Source organism: Streptomyces sp. NPDC058051 (assembly GCF_042885475.1).
Taxonomy (GTDB): Bacteria; Actinomycetota; Actinomycetes; order Streptomycetales; family Streptomycetaceae; genus Streptomyces.
The window spans coordinates 562,650-580,621 of sequence record NZ_JBHVRW010000001.1 but is presented as its reverse complement, the minus strand read 5'-3'; the positions used below and the strand labels follow the sequence as shown (position 1 = coordinate 580,621).

Below are 17,972 nucleotides of genomic sequence, written 5' to 3'. Positions count from 1 at the left end.
CGTCTCCTTTGACGTGTACTGATGATGTGCGCGACCGGGGCGGTGCTGCCTCAGCCCTTCACGGCGCCGGTGAGGACGCCCTTGGTGAGATGGCGTTGCACAAGGGGGTAGGCCAGCAGAATCGGGACGATCGCGATCAGCACCACGGCCATCTGCACGGACTGCGCGGGCGGGGCCGCCTGGTCACCGCCGGAATCGACCAGGGCCGAGCCCTGGAGAACGTAGGTCCGCAGCACCAGTTGCAGGGGCCACTTCGTGCTGTCGTTCAGATAGATCAGGGCATTGAAGAAGGCGTTCCAGTAGCTCACCGCGTAGAACATGCCGACCACGGCGATCACCGCGCGGGACAGGGGCAGGCTGATGTTCCACAGGATGCGGAACTCCCCGGCACCGTCGATCTTTGCGCTGTCGATGAGTTCCTGTGGGATCCCCATCATGAAACCGCGGACGACGATCATGTTGAACACGCTGAAGGCGGTGGGCAGGACGAGCGCCCAGTAGCTGTCCAGCAGGCCGAGTTCCTTCACCGCCAGGTACAGCGGGATCATCCCGGGTGTGAAGAGGAACGTGACAAGGACGAACGTCAGCAGCGGTCGCTGGAAGAGGGCGCCGCGGCGGCTCAGTGCGTACGCCGCGAGTACGGTCGTCGTCAGGCTGATCGCCGTACCGACGAGAGTGACCAGCGTCGACACCACGACGGCCCGGGTGACGACGCCGCCCTCGAAGACCTGGGTGTAGGCGTCGAGCGTGAAGGAGTCGGGCCAGACGACGAATCCGCCCGCTTTCGTGATGGACTCGCTGTCGGACACGCTGGTCGAGAAGACGATCAGGAAGGGGAAGAGGACCAGGGCGAGCGCCAGCACGACCGCGACTGCTTTCAGCGCGAGTGCGACGGGCTTCGGCTTGCCCTGCCAGGCGGGGCGGACGATGGTGCTCATGACCGTGAATACACTCCTTGCTCGCCGAGGCGGTGCGCGGCCTTGTTCGCCGCGAGAATGAGGAGGAATCCGACGATCCCCTTGATCAGGCCGACCGCGATTCCCACGCTCCAGTTGCCGTCGATCACACCGTGGAAGTAGACGTAGGTGTCGAGGACTTCCGCCGCGTCGGCGCCCACGGCGTTGCGCTGGAGCAGGATCTGCTCGAATCCGACGTTGAGGGCCTCGCCGAGCCGCAGGATCAGCAGCAGCACGATGATCGGCCGGATCCCGGGCAGCGTGACGTGCCAGAAGCGCCGCCACGTTCCCGCGCCGTCGATGGCCGCCGCCTCGTACAGGGAGTCGTCGATCGCGGCGAGCGCGGCGAGGAAGATGATCGCTCCCCAGCCCGCGTCCTTCCAGACGACCTGCGTGGTGAGCAGGAGCTTGAAGGTGGAGGGGTCGGACATCACGTTGACCGTCGACAGGTCGAGCTGCCGAAGCGTCTGGTTGAGCACGCCGCCCGAGCCGAGGGACTGCTGGAAGAAGCCGACGACGATGACCCACGACAGGAAGTGCGGCAGGTACAGCACCGACTGCACCGCCGCCCTCAGCCACGGCCAGGTGAGCGAGTGGATCAGCAGGGCGAGGGCGATGGGTACCGGGAAGTACAGCACGATCTGCAGGAAGGTGATCTGCAGGGTGTTCACCGTCGCCCGCCAGAACGCCGGGTCCTCGAAGAGCACCTGGAAGTTGTGGAGGCCGACCCAGGTGCTGTCGCCGATGGATATGTACGGCTGGTAGTCCATGAACGCGATGACGTTGCCCAGCAGCGGCACGTACATGAACAGCAACAGCAACAGGACCGCGGGTGTCACCATGAGCAGCAGCGGACTGTCACGACGCAACCGCGCGACGAAGGACGCCTTCCGCGGCGTCGGCGCTTTCCCGGACGGCGCGCTCCCCATGACAGAAGCAGGTTTTTCGAGCGTCGTGCCCATGTGGCTCCTTTGCCTCTGACCGACGTGGCTCCACGCACTCTTGCTGTGGGCGGAGTTCGGAGGAGGCCGGGCTGTCCCGTACAGCGGCCGGCCAGTGCTCGTCCCGAGCGGTCTGGTCATCCTGAGTTGGCCCTACGATGACGGTCAAGTGTGAGCAATCATCCGAACATCAATCAAACATTTGGGGCGACGATGCACCTGCACCCACGGCACGAGCGCATCCTGGCGGAGCTGCGGATACACGGCAGCCTGTCGGTGACCGACTTCGCGGCACACGAGAACATCTCCGCCATGACGGTCCGTCGTGACCTGGGCGAACTCGCCGATCGTGGGCTGTTGAGGCGCGTGCACGGCGGCGCGGTCACGGTGGAGACCGACCCCACCGGGGGTATGGTCAGCCGGCCGGTCCCGCGCAGGACCGCCAACGACGGGCGTGCCCTGTTCACTCTCGGTTTGATCGTTCCCGACCCCGGCTACTACTACCCGAACATCGTCGGCGGTGTGGTGGAGCGGACGACCGCACTGGGCGGACGCGTGGTGTTGCGGGTGTCCGGGTACGACGCGGACCACGAGCGGCAGCAGATCGAGAGCCTGATCACCGGCGGTGTCGACGGTCTGCTCGTCACCACGACCGTCGCGGACGCCTACCCGACGTTCGAACGGCTGGAGGCGGCCCCGATGCCGGTCGTCGCGGTGGAGCGGGCCGTGGCCGACGCCCCCGTCGGGTACACCCTGGAGTCCGTGCGCAGCGACCACGACGCCGGTGCCGCAACGGCCGTCCGCCACCTCGCGGAACTCGGCCACCGGCGCATCGGTGTCGCCTCCTTCGACACCCCGACGTCCCGTCAGATCCTCAGCGGGCACCGGCGGGCCGTTCAGCATCTGGGGCTGGCCGACGACGCGCCGGTGGAGACCATCGACGAAACCTCCGGCGTCGCACGGCAGACCACTGCCTTCCTGGAACGCTGCCGTGCCACCGGCACCACCGCGGTGCTCGTGCACTCGGACCACTACGCGCTCGACTTCGTCGCCACGGCCATGGACCTGGGTGTCTCGATCCCCGGCGACCTCTCCGTCGTGGCCTACGACGACGAGGTCGCCCAACTCGCGGCCGTGCCGTTGACGGCGGTGGCCCCGCCGAAACACGATGTCGGCCGGTTCGCCGCGACCGCCTGTTTCGAACGCATCTCGGCGGTGGGACAGACACCCTTCGCCCAACGGCACATCACCCTCACCCCGACGCTGACCGTGCGGGATTCGTCCGCGCCGCCGCGCTGAACCCTTCCTGCCCGCATGTTCGTTTGATGAGCGATCACTCTGCAAATCTTGACATCGAACATCACGAGGGGCTGGCATGGACAACGTTGCTCACCGCCCGCCGGAGGTCTCCCGCCGACGGGCCCCGCGACTGAGGTGACGATGGCCGTGCCGACCGTTTCGGCTGCCGATCGAGCCGCTGTCGAGGCCCCGGCGTGTTCATGAGCGGCCGGAACAGACCACTCCCGAAAGGTAGGACCCCCATGACATCGGCATCGAGGCCCGCGCACGCATCCAGTCCGCGCCGCGCCGTCCCCGTGGCGTTCGCCATGCCCGAGGCGACCTTCCGGCGGGTCTTCAGTCCGGCCGACCTCGCGGCCCTGCACGAATCCGGCACGGCACGGCTCCTGGCAGACCGTCCGCTGGACCCGGACGTCCCCGCGGATCGCGAACTGCTGCACGGCGTTGAGGTGTTGCTCACCGGCTGGGGCACCACCCCGCTCGACGCCCGGCGGCTCGACGTGCTGCCCGCTCTGCGAGCCGTGGTGCACTCGGCGGGCACGGTGCGCCCGGTCGTCGACGACGAGGTGTGGGCGCGGGGCGTCGCGGTCACGTCGAGCACCGCGGCCAACGCCGTCCCGGTCGCCGAGTACACGGTAGCGATGATCGTACTCGCCGCGAAGCGGACGTTCACCGCGGCGGAGTCGCTGCGCCGCGACAACGGGCCGGTGGACCTGGAGAGGGACTGGCCCGACGTCGGCCTGCACGGCATCACGGTCGGGCTGATCGGCGCCTCCCGGGTCGGCCGCGCGGTCATCGAGCGGCTGCGGGGCTACGACGTGCGGATCGTGGTGGCGGACCCGTATCTGGACGACGCCGACGCCGCGGGACTCGGTGTGCGCCGAGTGGAGTTGGCGGAACTGGTCGCGTGCAGCGACATCGTCTCGCTGCACGCGCCGCTGCTGCCCACCACCCGCGGCCTGATCGACCGTACGCTGATCGAACGCCTGCGGCCGGGGGCCACCTTCATCAACACCGCGCGCGGCGCGATCGTCGACCAGGAGGCGCTCGCGGACCGTCTCGACAAGGGGGACATCGCCGCGGTCCTGGACGTCACCGAGCCCGAGCACCTTCCCGCCGACGCGCGTCTGCGCACGACTCCCAACACCTTCATCACGCCCCATATCGCGGGTTCCATGGGCAATGAGCTACGGCGGCTGGCCGTGAACGCGATCCGCGAGACGCTCGCGTTCACGGCCACCGGCACGTTTCTCGACCCGATCCGGCCGGAAGAGTTCGCCGTCCAGGCCTGAGCCGCCCCACGCCTGATGGGGCGGCCATGGGAACAGCCTCCGGCGCATCATCGTCCGGAGGCTGTCCATCGTTCCCGGGTCAGTGGACCGTGACGTCCCCGACGACCAGCCAGCCGCCGGCGGTGGCCTCCTGCGCGGCGAGTTCGATGCCCGGAACGTTGCCGCGCGTGGTGTCGACGATCGCCACCCCCCACCGGTAGTCGCCCTTCGCCACCCCGGCCAGGCGCGCTCGGAACGTGTGGGTCGCCACGGCGTCCTTGCGCCATGCGGACGGTTCGGAGCCGCTGTCGACGAAGACGTGCGCGGCGGTGCCGTCCGCCCTCAGCAGGGCCACGGCGGGCCGGTACTTGTGGTTCCACTGGGGCAGGTCGTTGGGCAGGTAGGCCCAGCCGAGGTTGGCCCACTCGTGGTGCAGCTTGGTGGTGGAACCGGCGGTGACGTGCGCCGGCGCCTTCACCGTCGTCGGGTAAAGGCGGTATCCGGCTTCGGCAACGACCTGTTGCACCAGGTCGAAGCGGCCCGTGAACCAGGACAGGGTCTCGCCGATCCGGAAGTCCATCGCGCTGACGTGGGCCTCCACGGAGTCGTCGAACTCACCCTGCCGGACGTCGGCGACGGTCTTGTAGCCCCGCGGGTCGTCGGTGTAGCTGTGCTGTGTCGTCACCCAGCCGCCCTCCATCAGGATCGGCCGCCGGTCACGCCACTTCTCGGCGTAGGCGCGTTCCCAGTCCCCGTAGTAGGTGGTCATGCCGAACGCGTCGTGGCGCAGCATGAATCCCCGGTCCACGGCGATGTCCAGGAGCCGCTCGCTGTCCGCGTCCGGGGCACCCCAGTCCTTCTCGGCGCCGATGAGCCGGTGGTAGTTGATGGCGAGCGGGACGCGGGAGAATCCGTCCGCGTACAGGTCCACGACCCAGCGCAGCACCGACTCGCGGTTCGCGGAGTCGATGTACTTCATGGAGTGCCCCTCACCCCACTTGCCCAGGCCGTAGCCGTCGATGAAGTCGACGGTGTCGGGGTCGTCGTACTTCTCCGCGAACGCCCGGACGAAGGCGGCGTACTTCTCCTGGAAAATCGGGTCGTCCGGGTAGGGGGACCACACGGTCTTGCTGCCCGTCTGCGTCTCGTAGCCCGCGGCACCGGCGTCCCGCACGAAGTCCGGTGTGAAGCCGTACGACTTGTCACGGCTGTCCACGACCACCCGGAACGCCAGTCGCAGCCCCCGCTCCCGGGCCGTCGCGATCGCGGCCTTCAGGTCCTCGTTCGTGTCCCAGCCGTAGACGCCCTCCGACGGCTCCAGCAGCGACCATGCGATCCGCAGGTAGAACGTCGAGGCGTAGTCCGACGCGCGGACGGTGCCGTCCACGCCGGGGACGCTGATGCCGTCGCGTGCCGTCCAGAAGTTGTCGGGGAACGAGGTGTCCCCGTAGAGCACCCATCCGTTGAGCGGATTGCGCAGAACCGTCGAGTGGTCGGCGGTGAACGTCTTCGTCAGCGCCGCCGACCTGCGCCTGGCACCGGCCGGCGTACGGGGGCTGGCGGCCGAGGCCCCGGGGAGCGCGACGGCCGAGGTTCCCACCGCCAGTCCCAACCCGAGCGCGGTCCGGCGGCTGATTTTTCCCATTGGGGCCATGTGTCGTCTCCCTTGGAGAATCGCGCGTTCGCGTCGTCGCTGGGAAGTCTCGGTGGGAAGCGATGTACGCGGCAAGGCCATATCGTCGACCGCACATCGATCGCACATGAGGACCCGGTGAAGGGGCTCGCATCGGGTGTGCCGGCGCACCGATGCCAGCGCCGAAGCTCGTGCCCTCGAAGTCCAGCCGTGGGTGGACGGGACCAGGTCGTGCAGCGCTGTCACCGCGCACCACACGTCTGCGACGACGGGTGTGTCCCTCTGGTTCTCCTGTGCGCCGGCCGGTCAGGGTGGGCCCATGACATGGACAGCGCCGCAGATCGAACGGACCACGCGGATCGGTGACCTGGCCACCGTACCTGAGCGTCAGATGCTGGAAGGCTGGCTGAATTGGCATCGGGAGACTTTGCTGGCCACGTGCGCGGGGCTGGAGCCGGCCCAACTGGTGCGGACCACCGTGGAGCCGTCGAACCTCACCTTGCTGGGCCTGGTCCGTCACATGGCGGAGGTGGAGCGGTCGTGGTTCCGGCGACGCCTCGCGGGTGAGTGCATCGGCAATCTCTTCACTGACCCGGGAGACGGTGATGAGGGCATCGAGGGAGTCCATGAGGTGTACGCGGAAAGGGACTTCGAGAGGTACCGGGCCGAGGTCGCCGCGTGCGAGGCAGTGGCAGCCGGCCATGACCTCGACGAGACGTTCACGTCCGCGCGCGGCACTGCGCTCAGCCTGCGCTGGCTCTACACGCAGATGATCCAGGAATACGCCCGCCACAACGGACACGCCGACTTCCTCCGAGAGCGCACAGACGGGAAGACGGGCGACTGAGACGGGGCACGAGCCTCCGGCGCCTGATTCGAATCAAGAACTCGTAGCAGCACTCCTGTGACACCGATTCTCATGCCGTTTGCCATCGATGGTTGCGGACGTGATCAGTCGTGGGCCGTTGCGACGAGGCGTCGCAACGTGGCGTGAGCGGGTGGGCCCCAGGTGCGCTTGCCGCCGGGACGGCCGTGAACGCCGGCATGTCCGATGAGGATGCAGGCGAGGGCACGCAGCACCGCCCAGCCGCGGGCACGACGCAAGGTCGCGGCGTCCGGGGTCGGCTGGTAGGCACCATAGAAGCGGTCGGCTGCGCCGTCCGGCAGCAGGACCCATGGGGCGGCGAGGTCGCAGGCCGGATCGCCTGCGCAGAGGTCACCGAAGTCGATCACGCCGCAGAAGGTGCCGTCCGCGGTGAGAACGTTGGCCGGATGCAGGTCGCCATGGAGCCACAGGGCCGGGCCCGCCCAGTCGGGCGCGGCGGCGGCATCTTCCCAGACCGCGCGGACGGCGTCCGGGTCGGGGATCAGCCCCAGCTCGGTGGCCTCGGCGATCATCTTGGCGAAACCCTCGGCATGGTCGACCAGCGGTCCCCCACGGTCACGACCGGCGGGCGCCGTGGTGGGAGCGGGTCGGTGAAGGGCCGTCAGGAAGGCGGCCAAGGTATCGGCCGCCTCTGCAGCGCGCGTGGCGGGGGCGCGGTCGGCGGGCTCGCCCGGCACCCAGGTGGTGACGATCCAGGGACGCGGAAACCGCTCGGAGGGCTCACCGAGGCGCTGCGGGACAGGGACCGGCAGCGGAAGGTGCGGGGCGAGAGCCGGCAGCCAGGCATGCTCCTTGCGCAGCAACGCGTCCGCGGACTGCGTCGCCCAGGGCAATCGGACGGCGAGGTCGTCGCCGAGCCGCCACAACTGGTTGTCCCAACCGCGCGCGCCGAGCGTCACCGGGCGATCGGCCAGGTCAGGGTGCTGGTCACGCAGCAGGTGCCGAACCAACTCTGCTGTGATCTCGATCTCGGTAGGGGTCATGCGGAGCAACAGTAGTCGGACGGAGATCCGCTGTTCGTGACGCCCAGCAGTCTGTGCCGCTCAACTGAGGCACCAGAAGTTCGCCACGTTGATCACCCCTTCAGCTGATCCCTGGTAGTGATCACGGTCGCGAACGATCCGTAACTTCCATCGCGGACCCGAGAGCCTTCTCAGACAAACACCCCGCGCCTGGGCCTACGCCGAACGGTGGGTGCCCAAGCGCATCCTCGTGGAGAACCACCCCTTGCCGCAGACGGTCGTGGCCTGCCGAGGTCTACGGCACCGCGCCTTGAGCGGCGCCGGTCGAGTGGGGCGAGTTTCTCCTCAGCACCGGCGAGGCCGACCCGGAAGCCCTCGCCTTCTCCGAACCATCCTTCGCGTTCGGCCTCGGCGATGCGGACGACGAGGTTGTCGCGGATGTCGGCACGTCGTGCCGGCTGGGCCGGGTCCGGTCGAAGGAATGAGCACCTGACACAAGCTTCTCCGAACCAGACCGTCGCTCCGGCTTGCAGGGGTCGCCCCGGACCGCTGCTTCGCGCCCGGCTCTTGCTGGTGTGAGTGAGGGTCTTGACCCTCACGTGGCGTCAGGCTGCATAGTCGGTGCCGTGGAGGATCACTGGACCGTGGGACGCGTGGCCGAGCTGGCCGGTGTGAGCGTCCGCACGTTGCATCACTATGACGAGATCAGGCTTGTTCAGCCGTCGGCGCGGACGGCGGCCGGGTACCGGTCCTATTCGGCAGGCGACGTGGAGCGGCTGCGGGAGGTGCTGGCCTATCGGCGGCTGGGCTTCGGGCTGCGGGAGGTCGCGGAACTGGTCGGCGACCCGTCCACCGACGCGGTCGCGCACCTGCGCCGACTGCGCGGCCTGCTGCTGGAGCGGCGTGATCGCGCCGACACCATGGTGGCGGCCATCGACAGGGAACTCGACGCACGGGCGAAGGGACTGAAGGTGACACCGGAGGAGCAACTGGAGATGCTCGGTGCACGTCTGTACGACGCGATCGGCGGCGCCTACACGGCGACACGGCGTACCGAGCCGCAGATCGCCGCGCAGATCTGGGACGCGCTCGGTGACGCGCAGACGGTGCTGAACGTCGGGGCCGGCACCGGCTCCTACGAGCCTGCTGATCGCGACGTGACCGCGGTGGAGCCATCGGCGGTCATGCGGGGGCAGCGGCCTGCCGGCTCGGCACCGTGTGTGGCCGCCGCCGCGGAGAGCCTGCCGTTCGAGGACCGCTCCTTCGACGTCGCGATGGCCGTCTCCACCGTTCATCACTGGGGAGATCCGATAGCGGGGCTGCGCGAGATGCGGCGCGTGGCCCGCCGCGTGGTGGTGCTCACGTTCGACACGGACGAGCCCGGATGGCAGGACCGGTTCTGGCTCACCCGCGACTACCTGCCCGAGTTCGCCGCCGTCCTCGCGGAATTTCCCTCGCTTGCTGGGATGGCCGACGCCATCGGCGCCCGCGCTGAGCCGGTGCCCGTCCCGTGGGACTGCGCTGACGGCCTGTTCGAGGCGTACTGGCGCCGGCCTGGAGCGTATCTGGAGGATCATGTGCGTCGTGCGATGTCGGTGTGGACGAGGGTAGGGCCGGAGGCCGAACAGCGTGCGGTACGAAGCCTCAGCGACGACCTCGGCTCCGGTCGGTGGGCCGAGCGCAACAGCGGCCTCGCCGACCTCGACGCGGCAGATCTCGGCCTCCGCCTGCTCATTGCGTGAACCGCGTCGCGGCGCCAGTGTCATGACGGCTCCTGGACGGTGGAGGCGGGGCTCGGCCGGCTCCTTGCCCTGCCCCGTTGACGGGGTGATGGGTGTTGGGTAATGGGTGAAGGGTGACGGGTGATGAGGCCGGGTGCCGCGGGTCGCTTCATCTGCTTCCGGGCCCCCGGCTCCCGGTTCGCAGGGCGGCACGCAGCAGCGCGTGCCGAAAGTGGTACGTGATCCCTTCCTCGCGAAGCACACCTGCGGCCTGAGCAGTGGTCATGAAGTCGCTGAACCGGAGTGGTAGCTGGTCGCGGACCAGGTACCAGGCGTGGGCGGCCCGGAAGACCGGCCAGGCGGTGAACAGCCCGGGGCCGGCCACGGCGGCCGCTGTGGCGACTGTGACCAGGAACGCGCTCGGAGGTGTCCGGTCCAGATTCAGTGACCACGCGGTCCATGTCACCAGCACCGCTGCGAAGGCGAGGCAGAGCGCGAACACGGCGGTGGCCCTGCTGTCCCGGCGCAGCAGCTCAAGGGGCCGGATGGCGTTCGCCGGGGCGACGTTCACATCGAGCGTGTGTACGCGGTCCAGCACGGTCCCCGCGGCGAATCCGCCGCAGAGCCCTGCGACGACCGACAGCGCCGTACCCTGGCCGAGCAGCACCCACAGGTCGGGCCAGCGCAGCGGAGCGAACAGCAGGCCCGTGAAGAGCTGAGTGGCCACCCCCGCTGCGGTCAGGACAGGCAGCAGCCGAACGACCCTGGACAGAACGATCCTGGCGTTCACGTCCGAGCGGAATCCGCCCGGTACGGCGGAGCGGTCCCGGTATTCCTCGGCCCGGGTGACCACGTAAGCCACCGTGAAGGCGGCGCCGCACGCCGTCCCCCACAGCGCGCCCGCCAGCACTGCGGTCCCCGCAGCCCGAGAGAGCGTGGAGAGGCCCGTCGCCAGCGTGGTCAGCACCAGGCCGTAGATCAGGGCGAGTTGCCACTGCGCGCGGCGGTAGAGCGTCCACCACCGGATACCACCGCCACCTTGGTGCTCCGCCAGGAAGCGCAGCAGGCGCACGGCGCGGCGGGCTGTCCAACGCCGCCCCGCCTGCGAGTCGTTGTTCAGCGGGTCGAAAACAGAGGGGATCAGCGAGGCCAGAAGGTGCCGCTCGACATCCTGGGCGGCGGGAAACCTCGCCGGGTCCGCCAGCTCCGCCGGGGTGGCGGAGCCGCTGCCGTAGATCTGAAGGCCGAGCCACTGCATGAGGGGGGTGGCGAAGACCTCCCTCGCTGAGGACGCCCTCCCGGCGCGCATCGCCTCCAGCAGGGGGAGCCAGGCCGGCCGGTTCGGTGCGCGCGAATCGTCCAGGAAATCGGCGAGGTGCCGCGGCCCCAGCGGTCCCAGGCGAACCGCCACGGATCCCCGTACGGCTCCGACCGCGGCCACCGCCTCACGGAACTGTTCCTCCCTGGAGGCCAGTGCGATCGACAGGCCCGAGCCCAGAGCCTGATTCAGTGCCCGCAGCAACGCGGCTCGCTCAGGACCGGCCACCTCGTCGAAGCCGTCCAGGAACGGCACGACGGCGCCGTCCCGCAGCAAGGCGCGCGTGAGGTCCTGCGCCTCGACTCCGCTCCCCGGGCCGACGACGTCCGGGTAGCGGTCGGCGATCCGTCCGATCAGCCACGGATACAACGGCTGGCGTACGTTCCATCCGGCCAGGGACAGCACCACCGGCACAGGGCCGTCGACGCTCTGCCCGCCGGTGGCCGAGGCCAGGAGCTGCTCGGCCAGCAGATGAAGGGCGATGCTCTTGCCGGAGCCCGCCGGACCGCAGACCACTACGCGGGCGGGTCGGCGTCCCGGCCAGAGTTGCTGCCGAAGACGGTCGACGCGGCCGGTGCCCGGCGGGCCGTAGGCGGCCGGCACACCGTTGTCGGCGAGCTCGGGCGCCGGCTCCCACGGAACGGCGATACAGGCCACTTCGACGCCGCGGTCCCGCAGGTCCTCCTGGAGGCGATCACGCTCGGCCCCCGCGAGGGCGGCGAGCCACTGCTCCCGGGAAGGAGGGGTCTGCGGCGGCTGCGGCCTGGACCGCCGCCACAACGCAAAGATCCCCGGGCACAGCAGTCCGAATGCACCGACGAAGGTGTCGACAGGGTCGGCCAAAGGCACCGTGGCCCGCAAGGTGTGGATCAGGTAACTGCCCGCCAGGAGAGCCAAGATGATCGACGCGATCAGAACAGTGGCGGATGTCCCGCGTAATCGTGCACCGTTGGCCATGGTCGGCAGTGTGCCGCATGGAGTCAGGCTCTGTCCTGGGTCGTCATCAAGGTGTGCGGCGGAGACCGCTCATCCAGATCACCGCCCCGCGCGGGTGATGCCACGGTCCTTCACATGCGTCCCTGCGCAGTGCACGGTGGGCTGACCCAGACCTGTCCGGCGAGAGTGCCGGAAGGGACACGGGACCACCTCGCCGGGCCGGGACCATGCGGTCCCGGCCCGGCGAGGTGGTCGGTGCCGCGTGCTGCCGTACTGCCGGCGGTCAGTCCCGGTTCGCAGGCTTGTGCCCGGACGCCTTGACCTTCCACGTCAGGCTCTCGGTGGCCTCGGCGAGGGCCTGGGGGTCGCGGATCGACGTGGTCCGGTCAACGGACGTCACCATGACGGTGTGTGTCCTGCCGTCCGCGGCAACGCCCAGTGCCGCGGGGACGACTGCGGAGAGGCCCTGCGCCCGCTTCACCCGGACGCCGTCGACGTACCACTGCAGCTCCGGGGCGGCCAGTCCGGTGAGCTCGGCCTGAGAGACCTTGATACGGCTGGTCCGGAGGATCGCGCTGCTCGTGCCGACCTCGCTGCTCAGCGCGTTGGCCTCGCGGTAGAAGCCGGCGATCATGGCCTCGCGTCCGGGGAGGTTGAAGTCGGTGATGTTCAGGGCCCGCATGAGGGAGTTGGAGGTCGGGCGGTAGATCCCGAAGGGGTAGTAGCTGCTGCCCTCGTACGTGCCGACGGTGCCTCCCGTGGGGTCGGTCTCGCCGAGCCAGCGGTACCACTTGCTCCGGTTGGCGGCCATCTGCTCCGCGGTGAAGGTGCTGGAGTTGATGTCGGTGGGCTCGCCGCCCGGCCAGGTGCCGTAGCTGTCGTACGTGTATTCGTCCGCCAGCAGGCCCACCGAGTGGGCGATCTCGTGGGCGGCGATCAGACTCGACTGCGCGTTGTCCGAGGAGAGGGTCGAGACGCCGTCGAACGGATAGCCTTCCGCCTCCAGGCCCGAGTAGCCGGCGCCGCCGTACTTGGTGGAGTTGGAGATGACGATGACCAGGTCCGCCTCGGGGGCCTTGGCGGCGTAGGAGGCGACCTTGTCGATGTCGGCGCAGACCAGGCGCTCGGTGTCCGCGCACCAGAAGTAGCTGCCGAGGGCGGTGTCCTTGGTGACGTCGGCGGTGGGGTCACCGGTGATGCCGGATTCGGCGGACACCGCGTCGACGGTCCACACGTTCATCAGGCCCTGGTAGCTGGAGTAGGGCTCGATGCCGGTGATGTCCGCCCACTTCGTGGCCGCCGCGGTGTGGAAGGCGTCCTGCTGGTCGGCGGTGTAGCCGTCACCGATGATCACCACGTCGAGCCGGTCCGCCGAGGAGCCGGTCACGGACAGTTCCCCGACCTCCCCGTCGGTGGTCTGCGCGGTGGGTGCCACGCTCCGGACGGCGGAACGACCGCTCACCGTATCCGTGTTGACCGGGACCTCGGTCCTTCGGCCCTCGCCGCCGGGCTCGGGGAAGTACTCGACGGAGAGGCGCGGTTCCTGAGCGGGTTCCGGATCCACGGCGACCGCGGGTGTGGCGAGGGCCGCCCCCAGCATCGCCGTGAGCACGACGCTCACCGATATGGCGGACATTCTGTGTGTGCGCATGACAATCTCCACTCTGGTGTTCAGCTCGGCAGCGAAGTAAAGCGATGATGTAAGCGTCTTTACATTTCGGGTCAACTTAGGCGGGGGGACGCCCCGTTGGCAAGATGTGACTCACAGCGATAACTGTCACTTCGCAGGGGTTTCTGTCACCAGTCGCCCGTAGTCGCCGAACGGTAATCCCCCAGGCCCTGGCTGTGTGAGCCACTAGGTTGGTGTGCGTGGAGACACGGGGGCAGAGGTATCGGTATGTGGGTCCAGCTGAGCTGAAGGAGCTCGTCCGGGCGGGTGGTGAGGGTCGGAGCATCCACTCGGCGGCAGACTTCGGCGAGTGGGTCTCGGCGCTGACCCTGGACGAGTTGGCCGAGTCGTTCACGTTCGTCGTCGATGGCGACGGGGTGCTGCGACTGGCTCCGCGCCGCAGTGAGCACGTGGTGTGTGCCGGCGGCGGAGAGGTCCTGAGCGCCGGTGAGATGAGCTTCCGCGAGGAGTCCGGGTGGTGGGTGGTCGAGGAGGCCAGCAACCAGTCGACCGGCTACTGCCCGGACATCAGCTCATGGCCCGCCGTGGCCAAGGCTCTGGATCGGATCGGGATCCATCGACCGCCCGGATTCACGCACGAGGTCGTCTTTCGCCGATGCCACTCCTGCCGGGAGCTCAACATCGTGCGGGAGGAGGACTTCGTATGCGTCTTCTGCGGCGAGGATCTGCCTCAGGAGTGGAACGTCGGTGAGCCCGGGTGACTGGTCAGACCGCGAAGATCACATCGCCTTGCGAGTGCGGCAGCATGGCGGTGCGGCAGGTGAACCAGTTCATCCTTCGCGATGAGTTGTGGTGGGATTCGGAGTTCTCTTGCGGGTCCTGTGGCACCTACCTGTGCGAACACGCTGGTCCGGGACCAGCACCTGATGATGTTCGGGTGGCTCTCCTCGCAGCGCATGGGTCCGTCAGACTGCGGCTGGTCGGTTCGGTTCCCAGTCTCGTCCCAGCTTTGAAGGTCTTTCGGGAGGTCGCAGCAGCCTCGTTGTCGCGGGCTCGTGAACTGGTTGGGGAACTGAGCCACGATGGTCTGGTGGGGACGTTGTCGGAGATGGAGTTCCTGAAGGCCCGGATGCAAATGCGTGGAGTTCCCGTCGACGTCGATCGGTAGCTGTCCCTGGGGGGACTGAACCGGAGCGCTCCAGCGCTGGAATCGATCTCGAGCTTGGGCTGGGGCCCACAATGATCAGACGTCTGCCGTCGGGACCTGGTAAAACCGGGTTCCGGTGGCGCTTGGGTCACGAGGCTCTGGGGGCGGTATGTCGGGACCGGCAATTGGACTGTGGCTCTTCGAACCACGCGGGTTCGCAGACATCCTGACCGATGTGGTCCCGTGGTTGGAGACCTTCTGCGAGCCGGTGGAGGCCAAGGCCAGCGGTGACGTGGATTTCTGGGTGCGAGACGGTTCGGCCCTGGGCCTGCGGGCCTTCGACCCGGCCGACGTCGGCGCGTTCTTCCTGTCGGAGGACGAGGAGATCCCTGCCGAGGATGAGGACTATTCGCCTTTCTCGCGGCCACCAGTGCAGGGGCTGATAGTCGGCGCCGGCTGCTCGGGGTCGGTGAACCACGTGCTGCTCGGCCACCTGACGCTCGCTCTCGCCCGCCGTCTCGATGCGCTGGTCGATTTCGACGGCCTCCTGAGTGGTCACCCCACCGCGGGAGACGACACGAGCAACGAGGCAGTCCTGGCCCGGGCGAGAGCACTGGCCTCGGACCTCCCGGGAAGGCTCGTGGAGGTCTCCTATGACACCGGCGGTGGGGACCGGTGGCTTCGACATGTCGGAGACGTGGAGTCTCTGGAAGCCTGGCTGCAACATGCCGACTTCCACTTGATCAAATAGGGCTTCAGCGTCGATCTTCGTGTCCCGGCTCACGGTGCAGGTCGCCACTCGCGGTCGCGTGCTGTCGCGTACTGGCGGATTCCCTCGATCGTGATGGGAGTCCTGTGGGTGAGGAGAAATCTCAGCGGCGGTGAGTTCCTCGGAGAGTTGCGCATCCTGTCACCCTCAGCCTTCACAGGGCCCTGAACCTTCTGCAGATGTGCATGGATCGGAGCGAGCATATCCAAGGCTCGTAGGTCAGTGCCCTTCAAGATCTGGTGGGCGATTCCGGTCGCTGCCACGTACGCCCGGGAGTCGGGGGCGGGACCGGTCAGCACGTGGAGGTAGTGGAACTTGCCTCTGACCGCGTGAAGGCGGCCCCTAAGGTCTTCCCTCAGCTGAGCGTCGCGCTCAAGGATTCGGGCGTGTTCGTCACTGAGGGCGAGGTCTTGGGCTGCTGGCCAGGTCAGGGAGATGAGGCCGGCGACGGTGTGCAAGTCGATGAAGTACTGGCTGGTGTCGATCATCCAGCCAACGCTTCCCACCTCTCGTGGGCCGTCGGGCCCCAGAGCGATTAGCAGTTCTCCCTGAAGCGCGAGGGCTGTTTTGAGGAAGGCTTCGCTGCAGGTGGGTGGGGGGGGGCTTTGGTGATGGCGGGCGCCGCAGACCGGGGCATTGAGGCGGCCCGGTCGGCCTTCGACGACAGTGCGGCACTGGTTGGGGTGGAGGTCTTCGTCCTTGATTCGGGGGATGAGGGAGATGCCCTGGGCCTCCAGGCCGGGATGTCCACATTCAAAGCAATTATGGCGGAGCAGGCATCGGTGGGTGGTGCAGGCGAAGACCGGAGGGAGCCGCCAGAGGCGTTTCCAACTGCCTCCGTGGGCGCGTTCGACGTCGGAGTCACCGGCCAGGCAACGGGGGCAGAACCGTGACCAGCGCCGGAACACGCCGCGGTTGCTGTGGAGAATCCGTTTCGACGACCGGCGCATCAGAGTTGTGTCGAGCGGGCCGTAGCGGGAGCCGAACGGGGCGAGGAAGAAGTTGGGGACTTCGTCAGGGTGCAGTCGGGTGGTGCGGGCGAACTCGGCTGCTTGTTCTGGTGTTTGCAGATACTGCTGACTGAGGGGGATGTGCTCGATCAGCGCCGTCCGGTGGGCGCTCATCCCGGTGCGATTGACGATCGTGCCGGGGCTGACGTTGTTGTGGTGGGCCAGGCGTAGAAGGAAGCCGACGAGGCCTTCGTCCGGGAGTGGGGCCAAACTGCGGGGGAGCGGGCGGAGCTGAGGCACGCGTACCGTCACTTTCCCGCGGCCTTGTTGTCGAAGACGGTGTTGCGGGGTTTCTGGCGGCGCTTCGGAGCGGGCTTGGCAGGGACGGCGGGGATTTCGCCGGCCTGCGGGTCGCGGTCGAGGAGGTTGCCGAGGTTGATGGTGATCTCGTCGAGGAGCGGGATATGTAGCGCCTCTTGGCCGGTTTCCATGGCGCGGGTGCAGCCGTCCTGGACGAGTCGCCGCAGCAGACCGACGATGCCTCCGGTGCGGCGGAAGAGGTATTCGGGCATGTCGCCATCAGTGAGCATGCCGTCCCGGGCACCGAGGAGTCGGAGCTGTTCCTCGGTGCCGGCCAGGTGCTCGATCCAGGCGTTGATCTGCTGAGGCGTGTCGTAGGTGAACGGGTCGAGATCGACCAGGTCGAAGCGGCGTTCGGTCTGGGTCGCGGCCTGGTCGCTGCGGCCTCGCCGCGCGCTGGGCAGGGTCCACTGGCCAGTGCGGGGGTCGGGCCGCCCTTCGCGCAGGAGGCCCGAGCCGGGGATGTCAACGCCGATGAGGATGACGGTGGCGTTGAAGGACATCAGGTCGCGGATGAGGTCGAGCGTGTCCTGGTCGTCCTCGCGGTGCATCTTCAACCGGGTGATGTCGTCCAGGATCAGCACGGTGGTGTTGTGGTCGTGCAGGGAGGCTCGGACGCTGCGGATCAGGCCGCGGAGGGTCTTGGCGTAGGGGGCGCCGTAGAAGTCGAGGATCGCCTCGCAGAGCCCTTTCGGGGTGGCCTTGACCGGTGTCTGGCAGTAGGCGACGGGGACGAACAGGTCTCGGGTTCCCTCGATCGCGTTGGGGTTGAGCTGCTGGTGGAGGTCGCGCCAGAAGTTTACGAAGGCCGCTGCGGCCTCGCATGCCGTCTCGGTCTTGCCCTGGTAGCCGCCCCCGCTGATCATCAGGCCGTCACGAGTGCCGGGAGTGAAGTTCAGTGCGTTGTTCTGGATGCGGGATCTCATCAGCGTGGTGACCCGGCGGCTCATCGGGGTCTCCTGCAGCCCGAGGTTGACGTGCGAGGCGGTGCGGTGCAGATCGTGCAAGGCCCGGCGGCGAGCGGGCAGGGCCCTGTATTGGTCAGGGCTCAGCCGGGGAGCCGGGATGAACGCGCTGCGGGTCGTGCGCCAGCGCTGCCATCCCTCGAAGCTGAGCCGGTCCGGTGGCGGTCCGGCCCTCAGGAACGAGACGATGCTCGCCTCACCGTCACCGCCCGTGGCACGGTCGTCCAT

The 17,972-nt window shown here is 68.3% G+C and carries 14 protein-coding genes; 6 read left to right on the top strand and 8 right to left on the bottom strand.

Annotated features, from left to right (window positions below; all coding sequences use genetic code 11):
• Positions 1–50 precede the first annotated feature (50 nt).
• Both ACFVUT_RS02445 and ACFVUT_RS02440 read right to left on the bottom strand, forming a co-directional pair.
• Positions 51–938 (bottom strand): carbohydrate ABC transporter permease, encoded by an 888-nt coding sequence (locus ACFVUT_RS02445; protein ID WP_389642968.1) that lies wholly within the window; start codon positions 936–938, stop codon positions 51–53.
• The gene (locus ACFVUT_RS02440; RefSeq protein WP_389642965.1) at positions 935–1,918 is read right to left on the bottom strand and encodes an ABC transporter permease; all 984 of its coding nucleotides are present in this window, start codon (positions 1,916–1,918) and stop codon (positions 935–937) included. Before ACFVUT_RS02440 ends, ACFVUT_RS02445 begins: the two co-directional genes overlap by 4 nt.
• Before the next feature lie 192 nt (positions 1,919–2,110).
• Between ACFVUT_RS02440 and ACFVUT_RS02435 the strand changes: the two genes are divergently transcribed.
• Entirely contained in the window at positions 2,111–3,196 is a 1,086-nt protein-coding gene (locus ACFVUT_RS02435) for a substrate-binding domain-containing protein (RefSeq protein ID WP_389670900.1), read from the top strand.
• A 242-nt stretch (positions 3,197–3,438) separates the two neighbouring features.
• Positions 3,439–4,488 (top strand): hydroxyacid dehydrogenase, encoded by a 1,050-nt coding sequence (locus tag ACFVUT_RS02430; protein ID WP_389642959.1) that lies wholly within the window; start codon positions 3,439–3,441, stop codon positions 4,486–4,488.
• Positions 4,489–4,567: 79 nt separating this feature from the next.
• On the opposite strand, the gene ACFVUT_RS02425 is transcribed toward ACFVUT_RS02430, so the two are convergent.
• Positions 4,568–6,121, bottom strand: coding sequence for a DUF4832 domain-containing protein (locus tag ACFVUT_RS02425; RefSeq protein ID WP_389670898.1), 1,554 nt, complete (start codon positions 6,119–6,121; stop codon positions 4,568–4,570).
• Between the two features lie 298 nt (positions 6,122–6,419).
• Between ACFVUT_RS02425 and ACFVUT_RS02420 the strand changes: the two genes are divergently transcribed.
• Positions 6,420–6,947: a DinB family protein gene (locus ACFVUT_RS02420; protein ID WP_389642953.1), complete on the top strand. Its 528-nt coding sequence runs from the start codon at positions 6,420–6,422 to the stop codon at positions 6,945–6,947.
• A gap of 104 nt (positions 6,948–7,051) precedes the next feature.
• On the opposite strand, the gene ACFVUT_RS02415 is transcribed toward ACFVUT_RS02420, so the two are convergent.
• Positions 7,052–7,969, bottom strand: coding sequence for an aminoglycoside phosphotransferase family protein (locus tag ACFVUT_RS02415; protein ID WP_389642950.1), 918 nt, complete (start codon positions 7,967–7,969; stop codon positions 7,052–7,054).
• A 623-nt stretch (positions 7,970–8,592) separates the two neighbouring features.
• Between ACFVUT_RS02415 and ACFVUT_RS02410 the strand changes: the two genes are divergently transcribed.
• Positions 8,593–9,690 carry a MerR family DNA-binding transcriptional regulator gene (locus ACFVUT_RS02410; protein ID WP_389643607.1) on the top strand — a complete coding sequence of 366 codons (1,098 nt, stop codon included), beginning with the start codon at positions 8,593–8,595 and terminating at the stop codon, positions 9,688–9,690.
• A gap of 148 nt (positions 9,691–9,838) precedes the next feature.
• Here the strand turns inward: ACFVUT_RS02410 and ACFVUT_RS02405 are convergent, their stop codons facing one another.
• Together ACFVUT_RS02405 and ACFVUT_RS02400 are read right to left on the bottom strand one after the other, a co-directional pair.
• Complete coding sequence (locus tag ACFVUT_RS02405) at positions 9,839–11,944, bottom strand: hypothetical protein (RefSeq protein WP_389642948.1); 2,106 nt, start codon at positions 11,942–11,944, stop codon at positions 9,839–9,841.
• 262 nt (positions 11,945–12,206) lie between these two features.
• Entirely contained in the window at positions 12,207–13,574 is a 1,368-nt protein-coding gene (locus ACFVUT_RS02400) for a M64 family metallopeptidase (RefSeq protein WP_389642945.1), read from the bottom strand.
• Positions 13,575–13,822: 248 nt separating this feature from the next.
• Between ACFVUT_RS02400 and ACFVUT_RS02395 the strand changes: the two genes are divergently transcribed.
• Both ACFVUT_RS02395 and ACFVUT_RS02390 read left to right on the top strand, forming a co-directional pair.
• Positions 13,823–14,314: a hypothetical protein gene (locus ACFVUT_RS02395; RefSeq protein ID WP_389642942.1), complete on the top strand. Its 492-nt coding sequence runs from the start codon at positions 13,823–13,825 to the stop codon at positions 14,312–14,314.
• Positions 14,315–14,869: 555 nt separating this feature from the next.
• Complete coding sequence (locus tag ACFVUT_RS02390) at positions 14,870–15,451, top strand: DUF6368 family protein (RefSeq protein ID WP_389642940.1); 582 nt, start codon at positions 14,870–14,872, stop codon at positions 15,449–15,451.
• 29 nt (positions 15,452–15,480) lie between these two features.
• Here ACFVUT_RS02390 and ACFVUT_RS02385 read toward each other — a convergent pair whose 3' ends face one another.
• On the bottom strand, positions 15,481–16,719 hold the full coding sequence (locus tag ACFVUT_RS02385) for a TniQ family protein (RefSeq protein ID WP_389642937.1): 1,239 nt from the start codon (positions 16,717–16,719) through the stop codon (positions 15,481–15,483).
• An 8-nt stretch (positions 16,720–16,727) separates the two neighbouring features.
• Positions 16,728–17,972, bottom strand: a complete 1,245-nt coding sequence (locus ACFVUT_RS02380) for an AAA family ATPase (protein WP_389642934.1) — start codon at positions 17,970–17,972, stop codon at positions 16,728–16,730.